This is a genomic window from Clostridium sp. CTA-6, assembly GCF_054768115.1.
This window is the reverse complement of the sequence record NZ_BAAAAU010000012.1, coordinates 19312-45203: the sequence shown is the minus strand read 5'-3', so window position 1 is coordinate 45203 and position 25892 is coordinate 19312. Positions and strand designations below refer to the sequence as shown.

41 protein-coding genes are annotated in these 25892 nt (G+C 23.9%); all 41 read left to right on the top strand.

The genetic code is table 11. The features are described from left to right. Positions 1-16 precede the first annotated feature (16 nt). The 41 genes from ACYUDJ_RS17685 (at position 17) to ACYUDJ_RS17485 (ending at position 25874) form a co-directional block, all read left to right on the top strand. Positions 17-199, top strand: coding sequence for a hypothetical protein (locus ACYUDJ_RS17685; protein ID WP_460289747.1), 183 nt, complete (start codon positions 17-19; stop codon positions 197-199). A gap of 78 nt (positions 200-277) precedes the next feature. Beyond that, complete coding sequence (locus ACYUDJ_RS17680) at positions 278-592, top strand: hypothetical protein (protein ID WP_460289746.1); 315 nt, start codon at positions 278-280, stop codon at positions 590-592. Between the two features lie 336 nt (positions 593-928). Further along, on the top strand, positions 929-1126 hold the full coding sequence (locus ACYUDJ_RS17675) for a hypothetical protein (RefSeq protein WP_460289745.1): 198 nt from the start codon (positions 929-931) through the stop codon (positions 1124-1126). 14 nt (positions 1127-1140) lie between these two features. Continuing rightward, positions 1141-1287 (top strand): glycogen synthase, encoded by a 147-nt coding sequence (locus ACYUDJ_RS17670; RefSeq protein ID WP_163279259.1) that lies wholly within the window; start codon positions 1141-1143, stop codon positions 1285-1287. A 60-nt stretch (positions 1288-1347) separates the two neighbouring features. Next, the gene (locus tag ACYUDJ_RS17665) at positions 1348-2265 is read left to right on the top strand and encodes a hypothetical protein (protein ID WP_460289744.1); all 918 of its coding nucleotides are present in this window, start codon (positions 1348-1350) and stop codon (positions 2263-2265) included. A gap of 68 nt (positions 2266-2333) precedes the next feature. Continuing rightward, positions 2334-2621: a lipocalin/fatty acid-binding family protein gene (locus ACYUDJ_RS17660; protein ID WP_460289743.1), complete on the top strand. Its 288-nt coding sequence runs from the start codon at positions 2334-2336 to the stop codon at positions 2619-2621. A 15-nt stretch (positions 2622-2636) separates the two neighbouring features. Then, entirely contained in the window at positions 2637-2900 is a 264-nt protein-coding gene (locus ACYUDJ_RS17655; protein WP_460289742.1) for a hypothetical protein, read from the top strand. Between the two features lie 80 nt (positions 2901-2980). Next, positions 2981-3175, top strand: coding sequence for a hypothetical protein (locus ACYUDJ_RS17650; protein WP_460289741.1), 195 nt, complete (start codon positions 2981-2983; stop codon positions 3173-3175). A 132-nt stretch (positions 3176-3307) separates the two neighbouring features. After that, complete coding sequence (locus tag ACYUDJ_RS17645; RefSeq protein WP_460289739.1) at positions 3308-4276, top strand: phage antirepressor KilAC domain-containing protein; 969 nt, start codon at positions 3308-3310, stop codon at positions 4274-4276. A gap of 221 nt (positions 4277-4497) precedes the next feature. Continuing rightward, positions 4498-5286, top strand: a complete 789-nt coding sequence (locus tag ACYUDJ_RS17640; RefSeq protein WP_460289738.1) for a hypothetical protein — start codon at positions 4498-4500, stop codon at positions 5284-5286. Positions 5287-5487: 201 nt separating this feature from the next. Then, positions 5488-6444, top strand: coding sequence for a hypothetical protein (locus ACYUDJ_RS17635; protein ID WP_460289737.1), 957 nt, complete (start codon positions 5488-5490; stop codon positions 6442-6444). Between the two features lie 293 nt (positions 6445-6737). Then, complete coding sequence (locus ACYUDJ_RS17630) at positions 6738-7319, top strand: type II toxin-antitoxin system PemK/MazF family toxin (protein ID WP_460289736.1); 582 nt, start codon at positions 6738-6740, stop codon at positions 7317-7319. Between the two features lie 35 nt (positions 7320-7354). Further along, entirely contained in the window at positions 7355-7858 is a 504-nt protein-coding gene (locus tag ACYUDJ_RS17625) for a hypothetical protein (protein ID WP_460289735.1), read from the top strand. A gap of 44 nt (positions 7859-7902) precedes the next feature. Beyond that, positions 7903-8361 carry a hypothetical protein gene (locus tag ACYUDJ_RS17620; RefSeq protein WP_460289734.1) on the top strand — a complete coding sequence of 153 codons (459 nt, stop codon included), beginning with the start codon at positions 7903-7905 and terminating at the stop codon, positions 8359-8361. Between the two features lie 129 nt (positions 8362-8490). Continuing rightward, positions 8491-9912, top strand: coding sequence for a hypothetical protein (locus tag ACYUDJ_RS17615; RefSeq protein ID WP_460289733.1), 1422 nt, complete (start codon positions 8491-8493; stop codon positions 9910-9912). Next, on the top strand, positions 9897-10955 hold the full coding sequence (locus ACYUDJ_RS17610; protein ID WP_460289732.1) for a phage lytic cycle repressor MrpR family protein: 1059 nt from the start codon (positions 9897-9899) through the stop codon (positions 10953-10955). The genes ACYUDJ_RS17615 and ACYUDJ_RS17610 overlap by 16 nt, the downstream gene beginning before the upstream one ends. Positions 10956-11373: 418 nt before the next feature. Next, positions 11374-11646 (top strand): hypothetical protein, encoded by a 273-nt coding sequence (locus ACYUDJ_RS17605; RefSeq protein WP_460289731.1) that lies wholly within the window; start codon positions 11374-11376, stop codon positions 11644-11646. A 143-nt stretch (positions 11647-11789) separates the two neighbouring features. Continuing rightward, positions 11790-13076: an ATP-dependent DNA ligase gene (locus ACYUDJ_RS17600; protein ID WP_460289730.1), complete on the top strand. Its 1287-nt coding sequence runs from the start codon at positions 11790-11792 to the stop codon at positions 13074-13076. A gap of 376 nt (positions 13077-13452) precedes the next feature. Beyond that, on the top strand, positions 13453-14646 hold the full coding sequence (locus ACYUDJ_RS17595) for a hypothetical protein (RefSeq protein ID WP_460289729.1): 1194 nt from the start codon (positions 13453-13455) through the stop codon (positions 14644-14646). A 339-nt stretch (positions 14647-14985) separates the two neighbouring features. Next, a complete protein-coding gene (locus ACYUDJ_RS17590; protein WP_460289728.1) occupies positions 14986-16446 on the top strand; it encodes a nuclease/transposase family protein in 1461 nt (486 codons plus the stop codon). Positions 16447-16811: 365 nt separating this feature from the next. Next, complete coding sequence (locus ACYUDJ_RS17585) at positions 16812-17003, top strand: hypothetical protein (RefSeq protein WP_460289727.1); 192 nt, start codon at positions 16812-16814, stop codon at positions 17001-17003. A gap of 92 nt (positions 17004-17095) precedes the next feature. Next, positions 17096-17242, top strand: coding sequence for a hypothetical protein (locus ACYUDJ_RS17580; RefSeq protein WP_460289726.1), 147 nt, complete (start codon positions 17096-17098; stop codon positions 17240-17242). A gap of 109 nt (positions 17243-17351) precedes the next feature. Continuing rightward, complete coding sequence (locus ACYUDJ_RS17575) at positions 17352-17546, top strand: hypothetical protein (RefSeq protein ID WP_460289725.1); 195 nt, start codon at positions 17352-17354, stop codon at positions 17544-17546. Between the two features lie 14 nt (positions 17547-17560). Next, positions 17561-17920, top strand: coding sequence for a hypothetical protein (locus ACYUDJ_RS17570; RefSeq protein ID WP_460289724.1), 360 nt, complete (start codon positions 17561-17563; stop codon positions 17918-17920). Positions 17921-17968: 48 nt separating this feature from the next. Further along, entirely contained in the window at positions 17969-18541 is a 573-nt protein-coding gene (locus ACYUDJ_RS17565; RefSeq protein ID WP_460289723.1) for a hypothetical protein, read from the top strand. A gap of 65 nt (positions 18542-18606) precedes the next feature. Further along, the gene (locus ACYUDJ_RS17560) at positions 18607-18867 is read left to right on the top strand and encodes a hypothetical protein (RefSeq protein ID WP_460289722.1); all 261 of its coding nucleotides are present in this window, start codon (positions 18607-18609) and stop codon (positions 18865-18867) included. 40 nt (positions 18868-18907) lie between these two features. After that, on the top strand, positions 18908-19396 hold the full coding sequence (locus ACYUDJ_RS17555; RefSeq protein WP_460289721.1) for a hypothetical protein: 489 nt from the start codon (positions 18908-18910) through the stop codon (positions 19394-19396). Between the two features lie 31 nt (positions 19397-19427). Next, entirely contained in the window at positions 19428-20669 is a 1242-nt protein-coding gene (locus tag ACYUDJ_RS17550) for a hypothetical protein (RefSeq protein WP_460289720.1), read from the top strand. Between the two features lie 50 nt (positions 20670-20719). Further along, entirely contained in the window at positions 20720-21343 is a 624-nt protein-coding gene (locus tag ACYUDJ_RS17545; protein WP_460289719.1) for a hypothetical protein, read from the top strand. Between the two features lie 57 nt (positions 21344-21400). Continuing rightward, entirely contained in the window at positions 21401-22090 is a 690-nt protein-coding gene (locus ACYUDJ_RS17540; protein WP_460289718.1) for a Fic family protein, read from the top strand. A 20-nt stretch (positions 22091-22110) separates the two neighbouring features. Continuing rightward, positions 22111-22245, top strand: coding sequence for a hypothetical protein (locus tag ACYUDJ_RS17535; protein WP_460289717.1), 135 nt, complete (start codon positions 22111-22113; stop codon positions 22243-22245). A 45-nt stretch (positions 22246-22290) separates the two neighbouring features. Beyond that, the gene (locus tag ACYUDJ_RS17530; RefSeq protein WP_460289716.1) at positions 22291-22581 is read left to right on the top strand and encodes a hypothetical protein; all 291 of its coding nucleotides are present in this window, start codon (positions 22291-22293) and stop codon (positions 22579-22581) included. A gap of 26 nt (positions 22582-22607) precedes the next feature. Beyond that, complete coding sequence (locus ACYUDJ_RS17525; protein ID WP_460289715.1) at positions 22608-22853, top strand: hypothetical protein; 246 nt, start codon at positions 22608-22610, stop codon at positions 22851-22853. A gap of 9 nt (positions 22854-22862) precedes the next feature. Next, the gene (locus ACYUDJ_RS17520; RefSeq protein ID WP_460289714.1) at positions 22863-23108 is read left to right on the top strand and encodes a hypothetical protein; all 246 of its coding nucleotides are present in this window, start codon (positions 22863-22865) and stop codon (positions 23106-23108) included. A 42-nt stretch (positions 23109-23150) separates the two neighbouring features. Then, on the top strand, positions 23151-23972 hold the full coding sequence (locus tag ACYUDJ_RS17515; RefSeq protein WP_460289713.1) for a hypothetical protein: 822 nt from the start codon (positions 23151-23153) through the stop codon (positions 23970-23972). A gap of 52 nt (positions 23973-24024) precedes the next feature. Then, entirely contained in the window at positions 24025-24240 is a 216-nt protein-coding gene (locus tag ACYUDJ_RS17510) for a hypothetical protein (protein WP_460289712.1), read from the top strand. 17 nt (positions 24241-24257) lie between these two features. Then, a complete protein-coding gene (locus ACYUDJ_RS17505) occupies positions 24258-24467 on the top strand; it encodes a hypothetical protein (RefSeq protein WP_460289711.1) in 210 nt (69 codons plus the stop codon). Between the two features lie 12 nt (positions 24468-24479). Then, entirely contained in the window at positions 24480-24743 is a 264-nt protein-coding gene (locus tag ACYUDJ_RS17500) for a hypothetical protein (protein WP_460289710.1), read from the top strand. Positions 24744-24770: 27 nt separating this feature from the next. After that, positions 24771-25511 carry a hypothetical protein gene (locus ACYUDJ_RS17495; protein ID WP_460289709.1) on the top strand — a complete coding sequence of 247 codons (741 nt, stop codon included), beginning with the start codon at positions 24771-24773 and terminating at the stop codon, positions 25509-25511. 38 nt (positions 25512-25549) lie between these two features. Continuing rightward, positions 25550-25687 (top strand): hypothetical protein, encoded by a 138-nt coding sequence (locus ACYUDJ_RS17490; RefSeq protein WP_460289708.1) that lies wholly within the window; start codon positions 25550-25552, stop codon positions 25685-25687. Continuing rightward, positions 25665-25874 (top strand): hypothetical protein, encoded by a 210-nt coding sequence (locus tag ACYUDJ_RS17485; RefSeq protein ID WP_460289707.1) that lies wholly within the window; start codon positions 25665-25667, stop codon positions 25872-25874. Before ACYUDJ_RS17490 ends, ACYUDJ_RS17485 begins: the two co-directional genes overlap by 23 nt. Positions 25875-25892: the final 18 nt, after the last annotated feature.

Genomic DNA, 25892 nt, shown 5'->3' with positions numbered 1-25892 from the left:
GGGGGGTAATTATTAAATGAGAGATTATATAGAAGAAAAAATAGAAGAAGTTAAAAATAAAATTAAAGAATATGAATCTAAAACATATACAATAAAAAATGGATCATCTATTATTATAAATGATGAAAGAGAATATAATCAACTAATTGGAGAAAAGAGAAGTTTAGAAATGATGTTGAATTTATTAAAAAATGAATAATAAAAAAAACAATTTTTTATATTAACTATGTGAGAAGCCATAATAGGCTAAAATAAAAAAACATAGGAGTGTTGTAACATGCTAAAAAATTTAAAAGAAATTAAAAATATAAATTTTGAGGGAATAAAAACTGAAGAAGAATTTAAAAAAGCTCTTCAAATATCTGAAGAAGAATGGGGAAAATTAACAACATATTCACAAGAAAGTACAGACGAAATGACTCCAGACGGATTTGCAGATGTTAGAATAGGAATTGATGTCATAGATGAGGAAGGATATGAGGATGTATTAAATTTCGATTTAGTATACAAAATTAAAAATGAAAAAATAGAAGAAGATGGATATAGGCATTATGATCTAGATAGTTTAAATCATGTTATAGTTTATTATTAATTAAAGTAAGCTATTAAAGTATGGATATATTATTTATCTGTACTTTTTATTTTTGTCTAAAATTATTTTTGTAAAAATCTCATATAATAGAAAATAATATATAACACATATAAATCTCATTAAGAAGTAATATCGTTTAGATAGGGTTATATTGAATTTTAAATGTGTAAAGTAAAAATACTTAACACCATTTGTTTTATATATAAATATTGCTAATTTAAAATAATTTAATAAAAATCTTAATAAAATCTATTGCATATATTTTCCTTTATGCTATAATAAGAATTGTAAACAAAATAAAACAATTTAATAATTAAATTCAAAGGAGTTGTGTTTATGTCTAATATAGCTTCGGAAATAAGTAAATTAAAACGACTACATAATAATTTTTACATAGTATATAACAATCAAGGAAATATAATAGGATTAAGTAATAATATTCATAGAAAACACATTTGTAAATCTTGTTTAGAAGCTACGGAAAGAGAATTAAATATAATATATATAGATATATTATATTTAAAAATAATATAAGGGAGATGGTTTAAATGCGTAAAATAAGTGCTATTTTAAAGACTCAAGCGAGTCATCAATTTAGACAAAAGAGACAGGAAGTTATAAAAAGAACTTTAAAGAAAAACAGTACAAGTAATAAAAGTTTTGAAGAATATTTAGATTTGTATAAGTTAGCTTAATACATAATTTAAAACAATTTAATAATTTATTAGTAAAACACGAAAGGTAAAGGTGATAAAATGTCTAATGAAAAAGAACAATTAAAATGGGATATAGTATGTACTGGAAATGAGGTTGAAATTTCTGATACCTCAATTAAAATTAAAGAATTATATGGTGGTTTTGGACAAGGTCAAAAAATATTAACAGTACCACAGATTGCATTATTACATGTAGAAAACCCTAATAGTAAAAATGAAGTTAAGGAAAGAATTAAAGCTATAAATAAACTAATAAATAACAATATTATTTTAGATAGTGGGGATAAATATTTTGAATTTGGAATAGATATTATTGATTTAAAACAGGGGGTTTCAAGTAACCTGTTTTCCAATCTTAAAAAAGCTAAAATTTATACACAATCACAAATAGGTAATGCTAAAAATTTATATATTTTATCTGAGCAAGGGTATTCTCTTTTAATTAATTTAATGAAAGATACAAAATCTAAAATTATTTATAAAAAAGTAATTAGAGATTATTTCAGAATGAAAGAATTAATTCTAAATAAAGATGATACAGAACAATATATGCTTAGATTGTTAGGTAAAAAGGAAAGAAAGAAAACTACCGATACAATAAAATATTTTATTGAAAAAGGTGATTTCCCTTGGCATAATCCAAAAGATGTAAAAAATAATGCTTACGCCAGAGAAACTAATTATGTATATAGATTATTATTTGGAATGACAGCAAAAAAGATAGAAGATTTTTTAGGATTAAAATTAAAATCCTATGATACTGTTAGAAATTATTTATCAGTACAAGATATTGATGATATAAGAGATATTGAAGGCAGAGTTGGCTATATGCAACAAGATGGTAAAAGTTATCAAGAAATTCATAAAAGATTAAAAGAATTATATCCTATTCCTAGACGTCCTAGAATGGCAGATAAAAATATTTCAATTATAAGAAGATTGATGCTAGAAGAATAGAATTATTGGGTATAAATTTAATTATACCCAATAATATAAAATAATCTAATAATTAGGGAGTGAATAAATTGGAAATTTTATCACAAAATATTAATAATAAAAAAGCATATAAAGGTGTTAAAAGCTATAAAAAGGTATGTGAAGGTGGTCAAAGACAATATATAGGTAATAAATCTTATATAACAGTAAATGCTTTAGGAAAGACTTGGAGAGTTAAAGAAGAAGCAAAAAGCAAATGGTTAAAGATTGCTAAAATAGAGGATTTGATTAGAAATAATTTAAGTGAAGTGTTAGGAGCTATAAGTATAGGCATAACAGGAATATTAATATATCTTTTAATGTTTATATATTATTAAGAAAGTAGGTGTAGTATGTCAACAAAAAATTTTACAAGAGAATATTTTAAACAATTAACAGATAATTTACTAGGTTGGGAAAAACTCTTTACAGAAGAACAATTAAAAATTATAAAATCATGGTATATAGAGAAAAAATCTTTCCAACAAATAGGTAGAGAATTAGGTTACAGTGGGAGTAGGATACAAAGTATAGTTAAAGGAACAAATAAATTTGGTAAGAATAGTATGTTTTTAAAAATTAGATGGTTTAAAAATAAAGAAAGTTATATAGTATAAGAATTAATTTTAAACAGGGTTTAATAATGCTTTCTCCTATAACAGAATTAGTTACATAGTTTTAAATAGGAGGAGATTAAATGAATAAAAATTATAAGTTAAAACAATTTAATAATAAAATATATTCATATAACAGGAAAAATCCTGTAACTATAGGCAAAGAAGTAAAGATTATATTTCATGATACTATAGTTTTTTCAGGACAAGTAACAAAAGAAAATATAGATAAAATACAAAAGATGATAATTTATTCAGATAATTATATTCTAAAATGATTTATTAATTTTAATCAATATAACAGCCACAGTTTCATAACTGTGGTGATGACATAAATTAATATTAGATTAAACCGTTGCGTTTAAAACGTGATGGTTAAATTAAAAAATAAAGAAAGAGGGAATGTATTAATGAGAAATTTAAAATTATTTACAGACGAAAAGGTTAGGGCAGGAGAACGAGAATTTACCAGATTAATTGGTGGATTTGGGGATGACAAACCTATGTTTTTAATTTTTCAAGCATCAGAATTACTAGGATTAGGTTCAAGAGATATAACGAGAAATTTTGAAAGAAATGAAGGTAATTTTGAAAAAGATGTCGATTATATTGATTTAAAAATGGCTGTGCCTGAAAAGGATAGCGAAATAAACGTTGATACTACTACGTTTTTGAAAGAAGTTGGCTATTCACAAAATAAATTAAATGCAACTAAAAGGTGGTTGGCTTTCAGTTTTTCAGGAATGATGAAGTTAGTCAAAATAGCTACTACAAAAGAATCATGGAAAATATATGATAAATTTTTAGAGGATTATTTTAAAACTAAAGCTGAAAATAAAGTATTAAAAGCTACTTTAAAAGAACAGATAGAAAATATGTACGAACAATATGATTTGTTATATGGTAAAGCTATGAGAAAAGGGGATAAAGAATTATTTGCAGAAGCTAGTAAAATTAATAATAAAATTATAGAATTAGAAAAACAATTATCAGAAGAATTGACAATAGAAAAATATAAAATCTATGAGGATAAATATAAGAAATTTATGGACAACAATGGTTGTTTTACTTTTGAAGCAACATCTAAAATTTTAAGCACACAAGCAGACAATGAAAATAATACACTAAAAATTAAACTTAATAAAAGTAGTTTGCCAAAATATCTAAGAGATAATAAAATATTATGTAAAGACAAACTAGGTAAAAGTTATAAAAACTTACCACGCTCAGGATATGAAAAATATTTCAATACAACCGCAAGAGACATATCTTTTACAGATAGGGAAGGCAATGAGCAAACAATGAGTAAAACACAGACTAGAGTTACTAAAGATGGATTAGACTTTATTTATGATTTATTAGTAAAAGAGTCTATATAATTAATTTTGTACATAGAACAATTTAATAAAATTTTACATATAACAATAAGGTGTGTGCAGTTTATCGTATACACCTTATGATTAAATAAAAAGATAGTTTTATTAAATAAAACAATTTAATAAATAATTGAAATTATATAGAAATATGTTATAATATTTCTAGAAGATTAAGGAAATGTTAAATAAAAAGCATATATTGAATTTTAGGGGGAATTAAAACAATGGAAATAAACAATATTCAACAACTTATTGAATTAAAAAAGTTAAAATGGAACAATCCATATACCCAAAGAGATTTTGAAATAAATAATATTGAGGAATTTAAATATCTATTAACAGATTATACGAATAATTTTGCTTTTGGAGTTACTTACAACACATTTGAGTATACAGTTTTAAAAAAAGATGATTATATTTATATTAGAAATAATGATGTTTATAAATTTAAATATGGTTATGAAGGTAATATAACAGAAGAGTATAATCTTAAAGATACTAATATTAATAATATAATTGATTTCATAATAACATCTCAAAATATAAATAATAAACGCAGGACTAGAATCAAATTCATTTATATTTATGATGATATAACAGATGAGATAGAACAATTACTTGATAAAGGATTAATAAAATATGTTCATGGAAAGAATAGTTGCGAACCAGATTTTATATACTTAGTTGAAAATGAAAATATCATAAAAGATACTTTAACATCAAAATATACCATTTTAAATATTATAGAATATTTGTCAGGTATATTTGACGGTACGCATATGACTATAAAAAACGTATGGGGTAATGAAGTATATATTTCATTTGGCAGAATAATTGATTTAATAGAAGGAAATTTATATAGTTATATACCAGAAGATAAACAAAAAGATATATTTAATACGAAAGTACCTGTTAATAAACTTGAAACTATTATTAATGAAATTGGAAGGGAACAATTTAGAATACAAATAGAAGATTTATTAATGGATATAGACAAAGTAGAATTTAAATAATAATAGTAATAACAATGAAAAATAACTATAACAGTCATAGCTACATATCCATGACTGTTATAGTTTTGATAAAAGAGGGTTTTTATTTTAATTTAAAACAATTCAATAAGATTAAAGTTATAATTTATTCATAAATATTTTACATTTATGACACAATTATGTATAATAAAGTTGAATTATTCATTTTAAGGAGGGAATGTGATGTCAAACTTAGCATTCATATTATTTTCAATAGGTTTTATTGGTTTTATATTTTTTATAATTAAAATAATAGTAGATGTTATCAGAAAACAAGATTATAAAAAAAATTCTAAATTCCTAATAGGTTGTTTTGCTATAGTCTTAGTATCGCTATTTCTTATGCCAACAAGCCCATCTAATTCCACATCTAATAAAAAAACTAGTACAGCAGTAAATAACAAAAAAGAAGAAAAAAAATTATTAACCTCTAGTGACAAAGAATTGTTAAAAAAGAATTATGATAAATTCGATGGAAATCAAAGGACTCAATTTGCAGAAATAGAAGAGAAATATAAAAAAATGGATTCTAAAGAAAAAGAAAGTATTAAAAGCAATTATGAAAGATTGTTAAAAGAAAGAGATATTCAAATTAAAAAATGGGCTGAAGAAGAACAAAAGAAAAAAGAGGAGCTTATTAAAAAAAATACTAAAACTTTATCAGCAGGGGAACATACAATAGGAAAGCATATAGATGAAGGTAATTATTTAATTACTTTTAACGGACAAGGTAATTTATTTATTTTTGATGATAAAGGAAAGACAGTGACAAATGAAATAGGGGGAAGTGATTTTGGAATAACTCAATATAAAGCTATTTTACCAAAGGGTGGTAAAATTAAGATTTCTGGAATGTCAATTAATACAAAACCTATAGAAAGTAAATTGCAATCATATAGTAATATTGCTATTCATGCAGGATACTGGCTAGTGGGGAAAGATGTGTCAAAGGGCAGATATAAAGTGACTACAGGAGATAACTCTGGTAATTTATTTGTATTTAATAGTAGCGGTCGAGCAAAAACTAATGAGATTATGGGTCAACACTCTGGAGTAACGGAAGTTATTGTAGACCTAGAAGATGGAGATTTAATTAATATATGTTCGATGAATAATGTTAAATTATCACCTGAAAAATAATAAAAATTTACTCATTATAATAACAGTCATAATAAATAACTATGACTGTTATTTTTCATATAAAACCCTTCTTTTATCTTATTTTGACCACAATATATGTACATTTTGAAACTCCAAACCACAACATATAGTATAGTTTTAAATAAACATAAAATAATTTAATAATTTTCATAAAAAGTGTTGACATCATACATACATTATAATATACTATATATAACGAAACAAATTAAAATAATTTAAAAAAATAAATGGGGTTGAAAATAAATAAAACGAATAGAAGGGAAGGATATTAAATGTTAAAAAGAGGAGATATAATTGAAGTAAATTTTGGACAAAACTTAGAGAAAGGTAAACAAAGTGGAAAAAGACCTTGTATCGTTGTTGCTAATGATATGTGTAATAAATTTAGTCCAGTCATACATGTTGCACCTTTCACATCAAATTTAAATAAGAAAAAAATAGGAACTCATATTGTTATAAAAAAAGATGAGCTAAATAATTTAAAATGTGATTCTCTTATTTTAATAGAACAAATTAATCTAATTAGTATAAATCAGATAGTAGGCTACATAGGAAAAGCTTCAGATGCAATTATGGAAAAAGTTGACGAAAAAATAAAACTTCAATTAGCATTAAAAGACAAACCAAATAAAATAAATGAACGAAGAATATTAAATAGAGCAAAATCATTAAAAGAATTAGAAAACTACATTGACAAACAAAAAAATAAACCAGTTGATTTATTAAATATTTTAAAATCACAAGTAGTTGATTTTAGAGACTATTGTGAAGAATATAATATAGATTGTTCACAATATTATGTTTCTAAGTTTAACAGAATTAACATATATCTTCAAAGAAACATTGCTGCATAAATATAAAATAAAAAGCGATGGAGGGGTTTGAAAAAATGGTGTACACTTTTTTAAAAAATAATATTAGAGATGCGTATCAACAAAAACAATATGAACAATGTAATCAACATTTAACTAATCTTTATAAAATAATATTAATAGATAAAAAAATAGATTGGCTGACTAGAGATGAAATAATTTGTTATTATTACTATTATAAGGTTAAAATATTGATTGATTTAAATAATCTCACAAATGCATTAACTTTATGCTTAAAAACATTTAAATATTTTACAATTGATGAAAGAGATCAATATAATTCAGAATATAAATCAATGTTAGATTTACTAGGTGGAATTTATGAAAAATTAGGAAAGGAGAAACAAGCAATAAAAGTCTACAGTTATTTACTTGATTTATCAAATGAAAGAGATTATGAAAAAATTTTTAAAAAAATCAATAATTTAAGAAAGAATTCAAATATAATTACCTTTAATAATAAACAAAAAAAGTATAATAGCAACAAAGAAAGTAATTGTAACTTTTGTTGCTATTTTTAAATAATTAATATAAAATAAATTAAATAATAGGGAGTTGTTGAGAAATGAGAAATAAAATTAGATTTGTCCATGACAATCAAATAAAAATAGGATATATAAAAACAGATTTAAATAAAAATAAAAAGGAGTTTATTTTAGTAGAAAAAGGGAAGAATAAATATAAAATACCAAGGGAAAACTTAATTACAACAGAAAACGAGTCAGAAATAAAAGAAAAATTATTAAAACATCAAATTTATAATTATGCAAGTAAATATAATTTAATAACAATACAATGGGTTAATGATACTTTAAAAGTATCATCTATATTTGATGAATGGTTTATAGAACCATTTAAAAACAATTTGCTTATATTGCAACATATAAATAATAAAAACAAAGGTTCAAAGGGTAAATTCCATGAACAGAAACAAAAATTTTATTCTTATTTCTCTGCTCTAAGATATATAGCACAACATGATAAAAATAAGTTGGGAATAGATTTTTCCAATAAATCTGCATAAAAATATATATGTTTCTATATATTTCTAATATTTTCTATGTTTTAGGTAAAAAATTAATAATGTTATTGCAAATTATTCTATATTAGTGTTATAATATAGATGTGTTTAAAAAGGGAGGTATTAACTATTATGATAAATAACGAAAAATATAATTATGATAAATTAATTAATGAATTAACTGGATGTCTAAATTTGAAACAATTTTTAATGAAGAAATCTTTTATAAGTAAAAATTTAGAGGATAGAGTAGATGAAGATGTTATTAACAATTTGTTTAACCAGAATATACAAATTGAGATGCTAGAGGAAAGAGAACTTTATTTGATAACAGAAGTTTTTTATAGAATGCTACTCAATGAAGATTTTCTCTCAAAGTTGAATGAACAACAACAACAACTTCAAATAGATTTGAAACCATCATTATATTTTACAGAAGATGAAATAAGAAATTATAAAAACTCAGTATTAGTAAAGGAAGAGAAAGAAGATTTTAAAACAGTTAAATTCAAAAATGTGCAATTCATGAGAGATGGAGTATACAGTGGAGTTGAAGATTTTAATTATATATTAGATTTAAGAGAAAAAGGTATTTTATTTTATAATAAAGACTGTCAACGTGAAACACAAAAACTCAAGTGGAGGGGTTCTTATATAGAAAGAGCAAAAACCTTCCCTAAATCAATAAAAGAAATTTCAGAAAGCATGGCTAATAATGATTATATCCCTACAGATATAGCTATTAATGTGCCTTCTAATGGTTATGAGGAATTTCATGTTATTGAAAAGTCTGAAGGATTATATGATATTATAATAAAAATAGATAAAAATACAACACTAAATTTGATTGATGGGAATCATAGGACTACAGGAGGAAGTTTGGCTAGAAGTATATGTAGAAGAAAAGGAAAGGAATTTATATTAAATATGGGTGTCAAAATTATGAATTTAGATCCATATTGGTCAAGATGGTATATATTCCAAGAAAGCAAAAAGAACCCATTGGATGAAACTTTAACAAAAGCAATGGATAAGACAATAGAAAATAAAATTGCTTATTATATGAATAAAGGCAATAGTAGTGACAATCCATTATCTAATAGATTAGGTAGAGAATTAAAGGATGTAAAATACTTAGATAAACTAACAACGATTTATAATTTTGCAGAAGGGTTAAAATATTTTAATATAGACCCACATGATGCAATTCAAGAGGATTTAGTAAAGGATTTTTTAAAGCAATATTTTAAATATGTTTTAAGTTTTCATAAGGAAAAATTAAAAGACATTAAAACATCACGAGAAGAAGGCTATGAATTAAACATGAATATGTTTGGTGGTTATTTATATATAGCTTCAAAGTTAATAAATGATGTTGATTGGAAGAAAAAATTGATTAAAATATTAGGAGAAATAGATTATAGAATAGGTGGAATATTAGAAGATATTCACCTATATAAAGATGAAATGAGCAAAACAAACATTAAAAAGTTAGAAGATTATATAGATAGTTTATTAGGAAGTGAGGAAGAAGAAAAATGTCAGATAAAATAAGAGAATTTAAAAGCATTAATAAATTGTATTATAGAGAGTTGGACAGCAGAAAAAAAGACTATATTGATTTTTTAAAAAATGAACAAGATTTACAAGATGTAACAATAGATAACTATGAAAATCAGATGTATAAGATAAGAGCATTTGAAGAAACGATAGACCCAGACAGATCAATAGAATATTTTACTATAGATGAAATTTCTAAATTATTAGAAAATATGACTTTTAGTTCTGAAAGTTCGGCAATGGCATATAAAAATCGAATTTTAGACTATTTGAAATTCTGTACAGAAAGATATGGTGTTCAAAAAGATTTATCCTTATTGAAAGAATTATCTCAAAAAAATTATCTTAAAGGTTTAGTTAATAAGAGATTAAAATATCTCAAATATGTTAGTGAAGGAATTTTATACGAAGCGGTAGAAGAGTTAGTGAATCCACAAGATAGGGTTATTTCATTGCTAATATATGAAGGAGTAAAAGGAACTAATCATGCAGATTTACTTAATATAAAAAAAGAACAGTACAATAAAGAAACTAAAACGCTTGAGTATATAGAGCAAGATACAGAAAAAACAAAAACAATAGTATGTAATGAATTTCTTGCAGACGCTATTGAAAAAACCATTTTAACAGATGTTTATTATTTCAAAAACGGTAAAAGTAAAGGTCTTTATAGTATGACAGATATGGTAAAAAGCGAGTATCTAATTGAACCAACATATCAATTAAATGCTAAGATGAGAAAACAACTGGTTGCAGTAAATGGGCAAACAATTCAATCAAGGATTTTAAAAATATTTAAATATTTTTTAGATATAAATGGACAGCATATAACTGTTCAAAGCCTTTACCATTCTGGAATTATTAATAGAATGGTAAAAATCACAGAAGAAAAATATGCAGGCAATAAAATACCTAAATCTGTTTTTTCAAAATATATTCAACAAAATGAAAAATTAGGTTCACAAGCAGGGTATAGAATATATCCTATATATATAGATTTATATGATTACTTTAAAAATGATATTATCAATTTTTAAAATAAAATTTTATTTTGTTAAGTGCATTTTATACAGCAAAACGAATAAAATGTATAACTTTCCAATTAGCTCCATAATAATTTGTAGAGCTAATTGGAACTTTTATAAAAATTTTTATACTAATTTCGACAAATTTTAATATTTTATTTGATATTCAAAATATAAAATAATTTGAAAAAAATCAGTATAATCAATAAAAAACAGTATGTTAAATTTTTATTATAATATTATTAAAATATTGTTAAAATATTTTAGTGTATAAATATATTTTATAAAAAATATGTTAAAAAAACATATTTAAAAATAATTGTTAGTAGATTTGGCTTGTGCTATAATAAAAATAGGTTCAAACAAAACACTTGTTCGATAAAATAGAACAATTTAAATAAATAAAAAGGATTTAATGGAGGTTTTTTACATGGAAGTAAAAGCAATAATAAACTATTTGGAAGACAATAAAGGATATGGCATAACAATTTCTGAAATAGAGGGAGATGAAAAGGTTTTAAGAAATATGTGCTATAAACACAATATTGATAATAATAATATTGAAATAACAGGATATAATGAATTTGAAGAAATGGACAAGTACATAATTAAAATAAATGACATAGTTAAAGTAGAAAATGATATATTTAATATAAGTGTTTTCACAAAGGATAAAGAAATAATAATAGAAAATTGGGAGTAATTTACTAATAATTTGTTAAATAAATAATATTCCAAAAAAGTAAATAAAAACAATTTGATAGTCAAAGTATAGATTGTTTTTAAATATATTTTGACTATCAAAATAAAAATAATTTTAAAATATAAATAAAAGGATGGTTTTATATGAACAATAATTTAAAAGAATGTTTAGAAATATTAAAAAGTATAGGTAATGATTCAAGTAGAATAGCAAAAGAAAATATATTAAAAGAAAATAAAGACAATCAATTATTAAAAGACATACTTTTCTTTTTATATAATCCTTATATAGTTACGGGTATAAGTACTAAAAAATTAAATAAAAATGTAAAACTAGAAGTAAATAATAAGCTAGATACAATCACAGATGTTATGAAATTTTTAAAAGTAAATAATACAGGTACAGACGAGTATATAAGAACAATTCAAAATTGGATTACTAATCAAGATGTGGAATATCAAGATGTTTTAAAACAATTAGTAACTAAGTCTTTAAAAATAGGAATTACAGCAAAAACAATAAATAAAATACATAAAAATTTTATTCCAGAATTTAATGTTATGTTAGCTGAAAAATATTATGAAAATATGGATAGAGTAAAAGGTAAATTTATAATAACTACAAAATTAGATGGTAATAGAATGGTTCTAGTAAAAGAAAATGGAGTCGTGAAATTATTTTCAAGACAAGGACAATCAATAGAAGGTTTAATAGATATTATTAAAGATGCAGAAAGTTTAAAAGATAATATGGTTTATGATGGGGAAGTCTTATTAAAAAATGATAAAAACCTAGATAGTAAACAACTTTTTCAAGAAACTCAAAAAATTATAAGAAAGAAAGATGTCAAAAAAATTAATTTAATATTCAATATATTCGATATGATACCTTTAGACGAATTTAAACAAGGTAAGTCTATAAATGACACCTTAACAAGAAAAAATCAATTACACAACCTCTTATGCGATTTAAAAACAGAGTGGATTAAAGAAGTGCCTATGTTATATGTTGGAGAAAATAGAAATAAGATAGATGAATTATTAAATAAAGCTATACAAAATGGGGAAGAAGGTATTATGATTAATTTAGTAGATACTAAATATCAGTGTAAAAGGACAAAAGATCTGTTGAAAGTAAAGATTATGAATTCAGCAGATTGTAAAATAATAGGTTGTGAAGAAGGTACAGGAAGAAATGAAGGAGTTTTAGGGTCTTTTATAATAGATTATAAAGGACATAATGTAAAAGTTGGTTCAGGATATACAGATGAAGATAGAAAAATGTTTTGGGAAAATAAAGATGCTTTTATAGAAAAAATAATAGAAGTGCAATATTTTGAAGAAACTAAAAATCAAAATGGAGGTATTTCTTTAAGATTTCCAGTTTATAAATGTATGAGAAATGATAAAATAGAACCAAGTTATTTTTAAAATAATACAATAATAAAAATAATATAGAATAGAAAAGAAAGAGGGTAGATTTTGTTATAAGTATCTATCCTCTTATCTATACAAGAATATATAGAAAAATTTCATAAGAGTATATATAAGAGTATACAATGGCTACAGAATAGTGAAGACAATAGATACAGGGTTTCAAAGTGATTATCTGGCGTGTGTATAGTGAGTATTTGACGTGTTTAAAGTGACTAAATGGCTTATCAAAGGTGAGTAAATGGCTTGTGTATAGTGATTAAATAGCGTATAATAAGTGATTAGATGGCGTATTTTAAAATTTATCTTTGTAATATTATATTATTCATTGTGGAAAACTATTACTAAATATTGAAAATACAAAAGAGGTGATGTGGATAACATGGCTATTCAGTCATTAAATACTTCTAAAACAATAACTATAAATGCTAATGAGGGGATTACAGGAAGCGATATAGTGCAATTACCTTTTATGCAAGAATATAGGGGAAAAGGTAAAGAAGGAAAAACAATAACATCTGTAGAGTATGTATGGGATAGTACAGAAGATAATAAAACAATCCAAAGAGGTGTTGAAATTAGTGGTCATGGTAAGTATGGAGTTCCGACATTAAAAGATAGGGAAGTTTTATTAGCATTGCAAAGAATATATTTAAATAAAAAAGCTGTAAAAAATGTTATTAATTTAAAACCTTATGAAGAATTAAAAGAAAAAGACTTGTTTATTGATTTTAAAAGATATGAATTAGCTAAAGAAATGGGATATGTAAGACCTAATAAAAATGTCATGAATAATTTAAAAATGTCAATTGAAATATGGTTAGCAACAACTATTTTTTCAAGATATTCAGGTGGCTTATACAATCCGAAAGAAAAAAAATACATTTCAAATAATAAAATAGGATTTCATTTTTTAGAATCTATGACGGTTCAAGAAAGTTTTTATGATAATGAAGATTTTGATATAACCAATATTAAATTAAGCAGATTTTGTTATGATATGATTTATTATAATTATAAATTATTTTATGACTTAAATAATATTAGTAAAATAGACAATTTATTAGCACGAGGAATATATCTATTGGCTCTACAATGGGGAGGAAAAACTGGTTTTGCATGGATGAATATGGATACTTTAATAGATAGATTCCCTATGAAAGATTCTACTGCTAGAAAGTATAGGAAAAGAAATATAAAAAATGCTTTAAAATTATTAGAGGATGTTGGTGTTTTAGAGGTTAGTTATAAAGAAAATTGTGAGAAAATTTATATTACTTTAAAGAAGAAAAATAAAAAAATTAAAAAAGCAGAAGAGTATGTTAATAATTTACACAAATATAAAACATGGAAAGAAATAAAACAAAGATTATTAAGTTTTGGATTTAATGAAATAGAAATAGAGGATTTAAACTTAGAAAAAATAAATTATATAAAAGCTTTATTGAGATATATTGACGTTAGATTGCATTTCAATAATGTTGAAAAACCTAAAAAATTATTTAACTCATATTATGAAAACGACTTTCCTATAGATGAAAAATACTATAACAAAAGTGGTGATTAGTTGGCGTATTAATAGTGTGTTTAATACTACAAATAATTTTTGGATGTGGTATTGGGTGATTAAATGGCGTATTTTTAATAGTAAAATGGTTAAAGCTAATAAGATATAGACTTATTTATATAGAATTTATACGCCATTTAATCACTTTTTATAGATTCGAGTTTTCTATACGCCAATTGTTCACCAAAGACCACACCAATTAATCACCTGTAATATTCTATATATCATAATAAAAGAGAAATTTTATATTAATATAAAACAATTTAATAAAAGTATTGACGTTGTATAAAATACATGATATACTAAATTTAACAAATTGAGAAAGGAAGTGAGAAATTCGTGGGTAAATCAAAAACTTCAAGTTATACTTTAACATTACCATTAAAAATTGAACCCTATCAAGAACATATATTAAATAAAAGATTTGAGAAGTGCAGAAAAATATATAATTCTTGTTTAGGTGAGGCTCTTAAAAGATATAATCATATGATTGAATCTAAACAGTATAGAGAAATCAAAAAGATTAAAGATACAAAGTTGAGAAATAAAAAATATGAAGAGTGTAATGAAGAGTATGGTTTAACTAAGAAATCACTTCAAAGATATGTAACTTCTATGTATAACTATTTTGGAATAGAAAGTAAAACAGCTCAAAATCAATCTCATAAAGCCTTTGCTACTATTCAAAAGTTAATGTTTCATAAAGCTAAAAGAGTTAATTTTATTAAATATAATGAATTGAGTTCAGTCCAAGCTTTAGATAATAGGCAAGGAATAATTTATAGAGATGGATATATTATTTGGATGAAAACTAAGTTTTCAATAATAATAAAAAATAATGATTTATATGCACAAAAAGCTATTCAAGATAGAGTAAAGTTTTGTAGAATATTAAGAAAAGATATTAAAGGCAAAACTAAATTCTATGCTCAATTAATACTTGAAGGTGTTCCACCAACAAAAGTCAATAAAGAAACTGGTGAAGTTAAAGGTTGTATGAGTAGTGAAAAAGTAGGAATTGATATAGGTACTCAAACTGTTGCTATAAGTAGTAAAACTGACTGCAAATTGTTAGAACTAGCACCTAGTATAAATAATATAGATAGACAGATAAAACTATTACAAAGGCGTATGGACAGAAGTAAAAGAAGTATGAATCCTAATAAATACAATAAAGATAGAACTATTAAACATGGTAATAGAGATAGGTGGATATATAGCAATAAATATAAAAAGATAAGAGCATTAAGAAAAGAATTGTTTAGAAAGCAAACAGAATTGAGGAAACAAGACCATTGTAAAATGATAAATTGGTTATTATCATTAGGTGATAAATTCTATGTTGAAGATATGAATTATCAAGGATTACAGAAACGTGTTAAGAAAACTACTATAAATGAAGAAACTAAGAGGTTTAATAAAAAGAAAAGATTTGGTAAGAGTTTAGCAAACAAAGCACCTGCAATGTTCTTAACCATGTTAGATAATAAGTTAAAATATAATAACGAGAATTTATATAAGATAGATACAAAGAAATGTAAGGCAAGTCAATATAATCATTTTACAGATGAATATAATAAAAAAGAACTAAAAGATAGATGGAATAAGGACATAAATATACAAAGAGATTTATATAGTGCATTTTTAATAATGAATGTAAATGACAAAATGGATAAAATAGATAGAGAATCATGTATTAAAACATATGGTAATTTTAAAGAATTGCATGATAGAGAAATAAATAGATTAAAAGAATTAAAGAAAAATGGATATAAATTAATATCTAGTATGGGGATATAAAATCTATATTTATATTATAAAGGTTTAGAATCGAGCCTTATACTAACGTTAATGGTAACAACAGTTGCTTTGTTAGTGAAAGTCTTATTGAATTATAATTAGTGCTTGTATGTTGTAATTTATAATGTATTTTATAAATGAGAGTATAAGAGAAAGTTATTTAGTAAATAAGAACCTGCCAAGCTTTAGCTTGTGATGAGGTTCAGGTTTTATTTTGGGATAATTTTAAAACACATAAGTCAATAGCACCTAAACAGTCTGTAAATAATTTAAGAAATACTTATAAGCAATTAGGATTAAGTAAATCTGGAGATGAGTTATTAGCTGCTTAAATATAAATTAATTTCATAAATAGGAGGATGGAAATGAATAATGAGAAGAAACTATATATGTTAGTTTTTTTATTAGGAGCATGTGCCCCTTTATTAATACTAAGCTACATTAAAAAGAATATACCTAGTTTTTTAGGAGGATTATTAGCTAGTATTATGGTAATAAGTTATATAAGAGATATAAAAAAAGAAATTAAAGAGAATAATTTAAATAGATTTAAGTAATTATAAGAGTATAATATAAAATAATTTAATAAGTTTATTTGACAAAGCCAAATAAAAGGAATATAATGAGAATTGTAAGGAGATGGTAACATATGAAATATGATGATATATCAATTAGAGAAGTTGAATTAGGATTTGTTATTGGTGAAGCACTTTCACTAATAGAACAAGGTAAAATAGAGGAAGCTAAAATTTTATTAGAAAAAGAACATAATAAGTTTAAGAAAAATTATAAATAAAAAATATTTTTTTATCTGCAAGTACAAAATCTTGTAGTTATGACTACAAGATTTTATATTCATGTGATATAATAAAATGGATAAATAAGGCAAGGGGGTGAGATATGAAATGAATGTAGCACAAGTTATAATAGAAACAATAAAAGATCAAAGACACGATATTAAATGGGTAGCTGAAAAAGTAGAGATACCTTATACTACATTTTTATATAAATTGAAAAATGATAACTTTTTAGCAGAAGAGTTGCTAAAAATAGGAAAATTGTTAAATATTGATTTAGAAGAATTAAAAAATAAAATTTAAAGGAGGTTCTTTAAATGAATATAAAAATAAGTGCTAGTAATTCGGTTCTATTTCTTAAGATTGAAGAGGCCTTAAGTAAATTTGATAAAGACTTTATTGATAAATTCAAAACCGCAGAGTATATAATAGATGGATTTGACGATATACAGTTAGTTTCAGACAGTGCTTTTAATGAGAAAATTAAACTACCTAAAGGATTTTTAATAGAAGAAGTTAAGAATAGTGTGTATTCAGAATACGAAAAGGATTCAGAAGGTAATATTAAAGAAAACCAAAAATATCAAATAACTATACAGGGAGTTTTTAAAAATCAAATATATAAATTAATTTATTCAAATCTATCTAAAATAAATATTAAAATTTGTTTTGATTAAAATTAATATACAATTTGAAATTTTAATAAAGTAAAGGAGCGTATTATTATGAAAAGATATATAGTATGTGGTAAAAATAAAATTCCAATAGATAGAGAATATAAAATAGGAGATAAATTCATTACTTATAACTTAACACCTATAAAATGTACCAAAATAGAAGAAATCAACAATGAAATATTGTATCATTTTATCACCAATGATGAAGCATTTAATATAGATGAGGCATTTAACACACCGAAAAACCCAGCAATTGATAATATCTTAGAGTTGTTTGAAGAATGCTATGTTAAAAATAATAAAGAAAATAAAGTAAAGTTTATACAATGTAAATTAACTAATATAAAGACACAAAGTAAAGGTTATGGAACAGATATTATATTGAAAAATATAGGAAATGATGAAAATTATATTATAAAAGTAGATGAGAACATAGAAAGAATCAAAGAAAAATTAAAAGAGCAATACAAAGGAAATAGTGATAAAGATAAAATTTATCTAAGTAGAAGTATGACAAATATTGATATAAATGCTGATAAAGATGACAAAGAATGGTGCATAAACGAAGAAGATTTCAATTATTATATTTTTAATAAAGAAGATGTTTTTAATTTTATTTAAATAGGAGAAATGTTTGTTATATAAAAAAGCAATAAATCACTTTAAATAATATGGAGGAATTATAAATGTCTAAAAAAATAAGAATGATAATGACACAAATAATAGAATATGAACCAGATGTAAATAATTATTGTGATGCAAAAACATATGAAGATATGGCTGATATTGATGCACATACAGATGATATAGGAGTTTTATTTGATACAAAAGATGCTAAATTAAATATTACATGGGAAATAATAGAAAGGTCAGAGGATGGAGATTGTAGTTTGTGCAATTCAGAAGAGCATTGGAAAAGAACAGGTAAAATTACAAAAATAGAGTAAAATATTGAAAGCTAAAGTTTGATAAAGGGGTTGAATTATATTGAATAGAGAAGAAATGTATATGGCGGAAACATATAAATGTAAAGAGTTAATAAAAAGATTAAAACCTATAGAAAATTGGAATGAAGTAGGGATTGGAACAAAGATATTCCATTATACAGATAATAATATTTATAATGATAATGTATTCTTAGGATATGATAAGGAAAATAACTTAATTAAGTATGCTGTTATAGATTACTCTAAGTCTGAAAATGAGGAACATACAATGTCAGAGACAGGTTGGTATTACTATGATGAATTTATAGCAGATGAAGTAGAGGAACATTATACTCCAAAATTATATAATATATGGAATATAAGATGTGAAGAAGATTATCAATTTATGGTAGCTTTTAATAAAAAACATTTAAAACAAGAATATATAAAAGATAATCATTTAGAAGAAATAACAGATGAAGAATTTTGGAATAAATATGAGTGTGAAGAATTAAAAGAAGTAAATGGATTTAAAATTGTATTAAAATGAGAAATTTATATTAAAAATGGGGGATGAATGTATGAGAGATTATTTGTTTTATAGCAAAGGAGACTTATATAATACAATTGAATGCCATAAACAAAATATAAAGAAAAATATAGAAAATCAAAAATCTGATTATATCTTAAATGTTAATCAAGATGATTATATTGAATATTTATATAATAAATATATAATCAATCCTTTAGTTTTACATGAAGAAGAAATTAGTATTATTGAACAAAAAGAAATAGATGTAGATGTATCCCATGAATGGGATAGGGCGATTTCTGATAGAACTAGACCTTTTTATATAAAAGGAAATTCAATTACAATTGGAATACCTTACGAAGGAGATAGAGAATTATTTTATTTAAAACCATCCACATTTTCAACTATAATTCCTTGTGGAGTTGTAAAAGATACTGATTTATTACTCACTTTTGAGAATACAAATTTAACAAGTGAACAAATTAAGAGTGGTTTAGATAAAAACATTAAATTGATAAAACAATATATAGATTGGCAAAATGAAAGCATATTACCTTTTAATGATAATTTAAAAAATTATTTAAAACAATTGTTTTTTAAAAGAAAAGATAAGTTGTTAAAAGATTTAAATTTAGTTGCATCATTAGGAATCCCATTAAGAAAAAATACTGAATATACAAAAACTTATGTAGTTCCAACAACTAAAAAAAATGTAGAAATAGAAAAACCTATAATAAAAGAGAAAACTTTTGTTCCCGAACCAAGTATTGATATGTCAACATATGAAGATATTCTTAATACGTTAAATAATATGAGCATAGTTATGGAAAGGTGTCCTGAAGCTTTTAGTAAGATGGATGAAGAATCCTTGAGGCAGCATTTTTTAGTTCAATTAAATGGTATTTATGAAGGTAATGCAACAGGAGAAACTTTTAATGCAAATGGCAAAACAGATATATTAATGAGAGAAAATGGGAAAAACGTATTTATAGGTGAATGTAAATTTTGGAAAGGCGACAAGGTGTTTACAGATACTATAGATCAAATTTTAAGTTATATGTGTTGGAGAGATACAAAAGGAGCTATACTTATATTCAATAGAAATAAAAATTTAAGTAATATAATAAAAAAAATACCTGATTTAGCACAAAAACACCCTAGTTATAAAAAAGAAATTAATATTCAGCAAGAAACATGTTTTAGATATATTTTTAATCAACCCAATGACAATAATAGAGAAATATTGTTAACTATAATGGTATTTGATATCCCTGTTAAAAAAAGTAATTAAAATAAATGGAAAATTTTATATACTTTGAATAATAAAAAAGGGGGAAAAGCATGAAAAATAATACAGTATGTGAGAAAACAATAAAAGATGCAATTGTAAGTTATATGAATCCATATCATGTAAATTATATAAAAGAATATCCGTATAATTCAATCTACAAATTATTCCAATCATTAGATAGTCTTGAAAAAGAAAAACTATATGAAATTATGGGGATAGCAGGGACTTTTTATATAAAAGGAATAAATAAAACGTTATTTGATGATAAAGATGAATTATTGAAGCAAGTAAAATCTAAATGTATAGAAATATCTAAAACAACTTCGGAATTAGTTGCAGTTAACGCTTTTGTAAGTGTTGTCGCAAATGGTTTGATATGTACAGGAAACCCATTAAATGTAAATGAAAAAATAATTGAAAATAAAAATATGTTAAAAAACATGAAATACAATGAAAAAGAAATAATTGGAAAAATTAAACAAACTAATGGAGATAAAGCAATAAGTGATGAAAATATAAAACATGTATATAATATATTTCAAGAATCAATAGATAAAATGAAAATCAATCAAGAAAAAAACTTAGATTTATATAACTATTTTTGCAACAATGTAATAAAAGATTTACTAGATGAAAATTATTTACAAACAAAAAAAGAATTGCAAGATGATTAGTTTATCATAGGTTAATAAATAAAAAGTTATTTTAAAATAAAGCAAGGGGTAGAGAAAATGTTATTTACAAGGACAAAACAATATTCAGATATAATTCCACCTATAGATATTAAAAAACTCATATTTATAGTTAAAAAGACACTTCCAGATGTTATTTTTAATATGGGAAATTTAGAAGGAAACCCTTTCACATATCCTGAGGTTCAGACCTTACTAGATGGTATAACAGTTGGAGGACATAGAGTTTCAGACGAGCAACAAATATATGATTTAAAGAATAGTTGGGAATATTTATTTGGATTAATTCAAAAGGATGAATTTGAACTTAATAAAGAAATATTTAATAATATAAATAATAAAGTAGCAATTAATGAAGCATTAATAAGTGGTAAATTTAGAGATGGTCAAGTAAGAATAGGTGGAACTGATTATATTCCTCCGAAAGCAGAATTATTGAATTCTGTTTTTTCAAACGAGCTACCTAAAATTATAGATAGATGTAAGACTAAAACTGAATTAGCTTTTGAGATATTCTTATTTGTAGCTTTAAATCAATTCTATTATGATGGTAATAAAAGAACAGGCAGGCTACTAGCAAATGGGGTTTTACTATCTAATGGTCAAGGTGTTTTAAATATAAAAGCAAAAGATAAGCTAGAATTCAATACATTAATGGTTGAATTTTATAACACACAAAAAGCTGATAATATTTGTGATTTTTTATATAATAAATGCTTAGAAAGATAATAGGAAGGAGAGAAATAACAATGAAATTTCAATGTGAAGAATGTGGATGCGATGAATATTTAGACAAAGAAGGCTCAGGAGAAGATGAAGTTGGAGAATTTGAGGAATATGTATGTTTAGAATGTTGTCATATTACAAGAATACATGATTTATAAGATAGAGAAAATATTTTGATAAACTAATAAATGGGAGGAGTAAAAATGGATAAAACAATATTAGCTACTTATTTTGATGGAGACGGATATGGCTATGATTGGTTACAAGATGATGAAGAAGTTAAAGATTGGTTAGATGAATATAAAGATTATTACACTAATATAGAAATTATAAGAGTTGCAATAATTCAAGAAATATATGTGTCAGAAGATGCAATTGAGGAAGAGGATATAGAAGATGAAGAAGATAGTTTTTCAATAATGTATCCAAATATAGATACAGAAGAAGAAAAAGAAGAAATTTTTCAAAGAAATTTTGATAAATTTACAAGTTAAATAATAAATTAGAGGAATGATTTTTTATGAAACAAAAAGAATTACAATATCCTGTTGACAGCTTTATATATTGGTGCGATGAGTATTATAAGGTTTGTATCAATTATGATGATTATGAAGGTATAGTCAAAGATATGAATGGAGATAAATGTAATTTTTATTTTGGGTATGGAGGAGAAATAGCAAAAAGAGTTACTGATTTAAATTTAATAAAGGAATTGCAAAATATTCTTGATAAAAAAGATAGAACTTTAAAAAAAATGTTAAAATGAGGGTAAAGTATGTATATTTATGAAATAAAAACTTTTTGGTATAATGAGGATTTGCAAGATGAAGTATATGGTTTTACACATATAATCAGTGATAAAAAATATACACATGAAGAATTTGCATTGTTATGTGAAGAAGCAAAAAATGTATTAGGCAATGATACGTGGGATATAGATAAATATTTAATTGAAAAATATAAATTTAAAAGAATGCCAATAGAAGCTAGTTTTGAATATAATCCTTATGAAGATGAATAATATTGGATTTGTAAAAAATTTAACTTAATAGGGATGGATTAAATGAATAATATTTTAATTAGTCTAGCTACAAGTTTAGTAGTGAGTAATATAACTTTTATTTTAGGATTAAAAGCAGGTAAAAACCAATCTGATAGAAAAGAATTAAAAAATAAATATCAAAATATCTATACTCATTTAAAAAATATTGAAGAAGTTATAGGTACGGTAAAGCCTAAAAAATGGAATGATTATGAAGAAATTAAAAAAGGTGATTATTTCATTTATGCTCCTTTATTAAAAAAAATGAGTATAGAAGGAGAAGAGTTAGATTTAAATAAAAAATTATTTGAAAAGTGTGAAAAATTAGAGGAAGAATGTTTGAAATATTCTTATAAATATTATAATTATTTTTATACAATATATGATATATGCTTGGAAGTTATGAAATCTAATTATGAAGATATATATGAGGGTAATTATGAGATTTGTAGTAGTAATAAAGAAAGGTCAGTTAATAGGATTACAGTATATGAATTATCTTTAGGAATATTTTTATTTGATGATGATTTTAGTAAACATATCTCTAAGATAAAAAAAGAGGAGGAGAATTATTATATTTCATTTAGATTAAAAGATAAAGATAGAAAAGAGTTAAATGTATATAGGAATTCTTCAAATATTAGTCCAATAGAGTTTTTAGAAAAGTGTAAATTAAAAATTGAAAATGCTAATGAAATTAACATTGCAGAATTAGATAATGAAAGAAATAAATTAATTAAAAGGTTAGAAAAGATAAGAGGAAAAGTAGGTAAAAGAGCAAAAGAACCTTATACATTTTGGGAGACTTTATTAGGAGCTTTTATAGATATATTTAAATTTTAAGTTAATATAAATTCACGATTTTATTTGGTATTCAAAAAGGAGAGAGATAAAAATGATGAGAGTAGAAGCAAAATCATTAGTTACTTATACCTGTCATTTAACAGAAGATGATGAAGAAAAGGTACGGTCATACGCAAAAGAACAAAACATATCATTAGATGAAGCTATTGAATATTTATGGGAAAATGAAGATATAAATATCTATGCAGGAGACCAAACTGAATCAGATAGTTGGACTCAAGAAGTTACTTTGTTAAATCACGATTAAAAATTGGAGGTATAAAAATGGATGAATTATTATTAGAGTTTCAAGAATGTTTAGATACATGGGGAGATTTACCTGAGTACTGTTATACAGAAGAATACAAGAATGCTTTTATAGAATTTGCTAAACCAAGATTAGAAATAGGTAGAAATTTAAAAGGATTAGCTATACAAACTTTACATCATGAAACAGACAGTAGATTGCCGTATTTTGAATTTGAAAGACAATAGGAGGGATAGTTTATGGTTATGACAATAGAGGAATTTAAACATCAATTTGATGATTGCAAATCTGTTGATGGAGAATATGATCTTAGCAAAAAATATAGGTTTTCTTATAAAAAATTAATAGAAGATGATAGAATACAGTCAAGTTCATTTCATTCATCATGGACTAGTAGTTTAAAAGAATATGATGGAACAATAGTTACCTTAATTGATGAACATGAGGGCAATATTGATAATAAATTTTCAATAGCAAGAAATTGGTGTGAAGAAATAATTTAATTATTTACTTTCAAAAGAGGAGTAGAAATGAGTTTTACAAGTAACATTTTTCAAAAAGAACATTCAAATGTATCAAGCTTAATACCAATAACAACATATAAGAATAATGACGAAATTAAGAAATTTATTAAAACTATAAGAAAGTTAAATTTAGATATAAATGATTTTTATAAAGTGGAAGGAAAGCTATATAAATACTGTTATTTAAAAGAAACTGTATTAGTAGAAATATATGATACAAATGAAGATTATTTTATTAATTTTAAAGTTCGAGAGCAAATTGAGCAAAGAGAAAGAATCAATAAAAAATGCATTGAAAATAAAGAGTATATAAGGTTATTTTGTCTTATAGACAAGCCATATAGATTTTCATTCTATCAACAGCTATTTAATGATATTCCAGATGAACAAAAATATGAAGTATTTAAAGATATTTACACTTCTTGTGAATATGGATTTAATAATTTATCAAGAGAATTTTTAGAAGAAATTTTTGAATATAATAAAGCAGATAAAAATTGGTTTGATGATGATATTATTGCTATTTATAGAGGGGAAGGCAGCTTATCTACCCATTATAACAAAGCGTATTCGTGGACTGTTAATATAGATGTTGCTAGATGGTTTGCAGAGCGATTTAATAAAAATGGAAAAGTGTACAAGGGATATATAAGACAACAGGATATATTAGATTATTTAGGAGATAGAAATGAAAAAGAAGTATTGGCTTTTCCAGAAGATGTTTTTGATGTAGAACAGATTTTATAAAATTAATTTAAAGATAGAGTAAAACAAGGAGGATTAATATGTCAATAGATATAAATTTTTATAAAGGTTTAAAAGAAAGCTCATATACAGATAGTGGATATGATACATTAGACTCTAGTGAAATAACATCCCTTACTTTAAGTAGTCGTTTGAATGATTACTGGGGGGGCTTATAATTTAATTAAACAAAATTATGATGATAGATTAATGAATGATCCAGAAGTTTATATTTATGCAAAAGGGAAAATAAGAAATATATATGAAAAAGCAGTTACAAAAAGGCTAGGGAAAGATATAGAAGATTGCCTAAAAGAAGTATTAGCTTGTAATATTGATAAATGTTATGTAAAAGTAATTGAATAAAAAATAGTATAAATCATT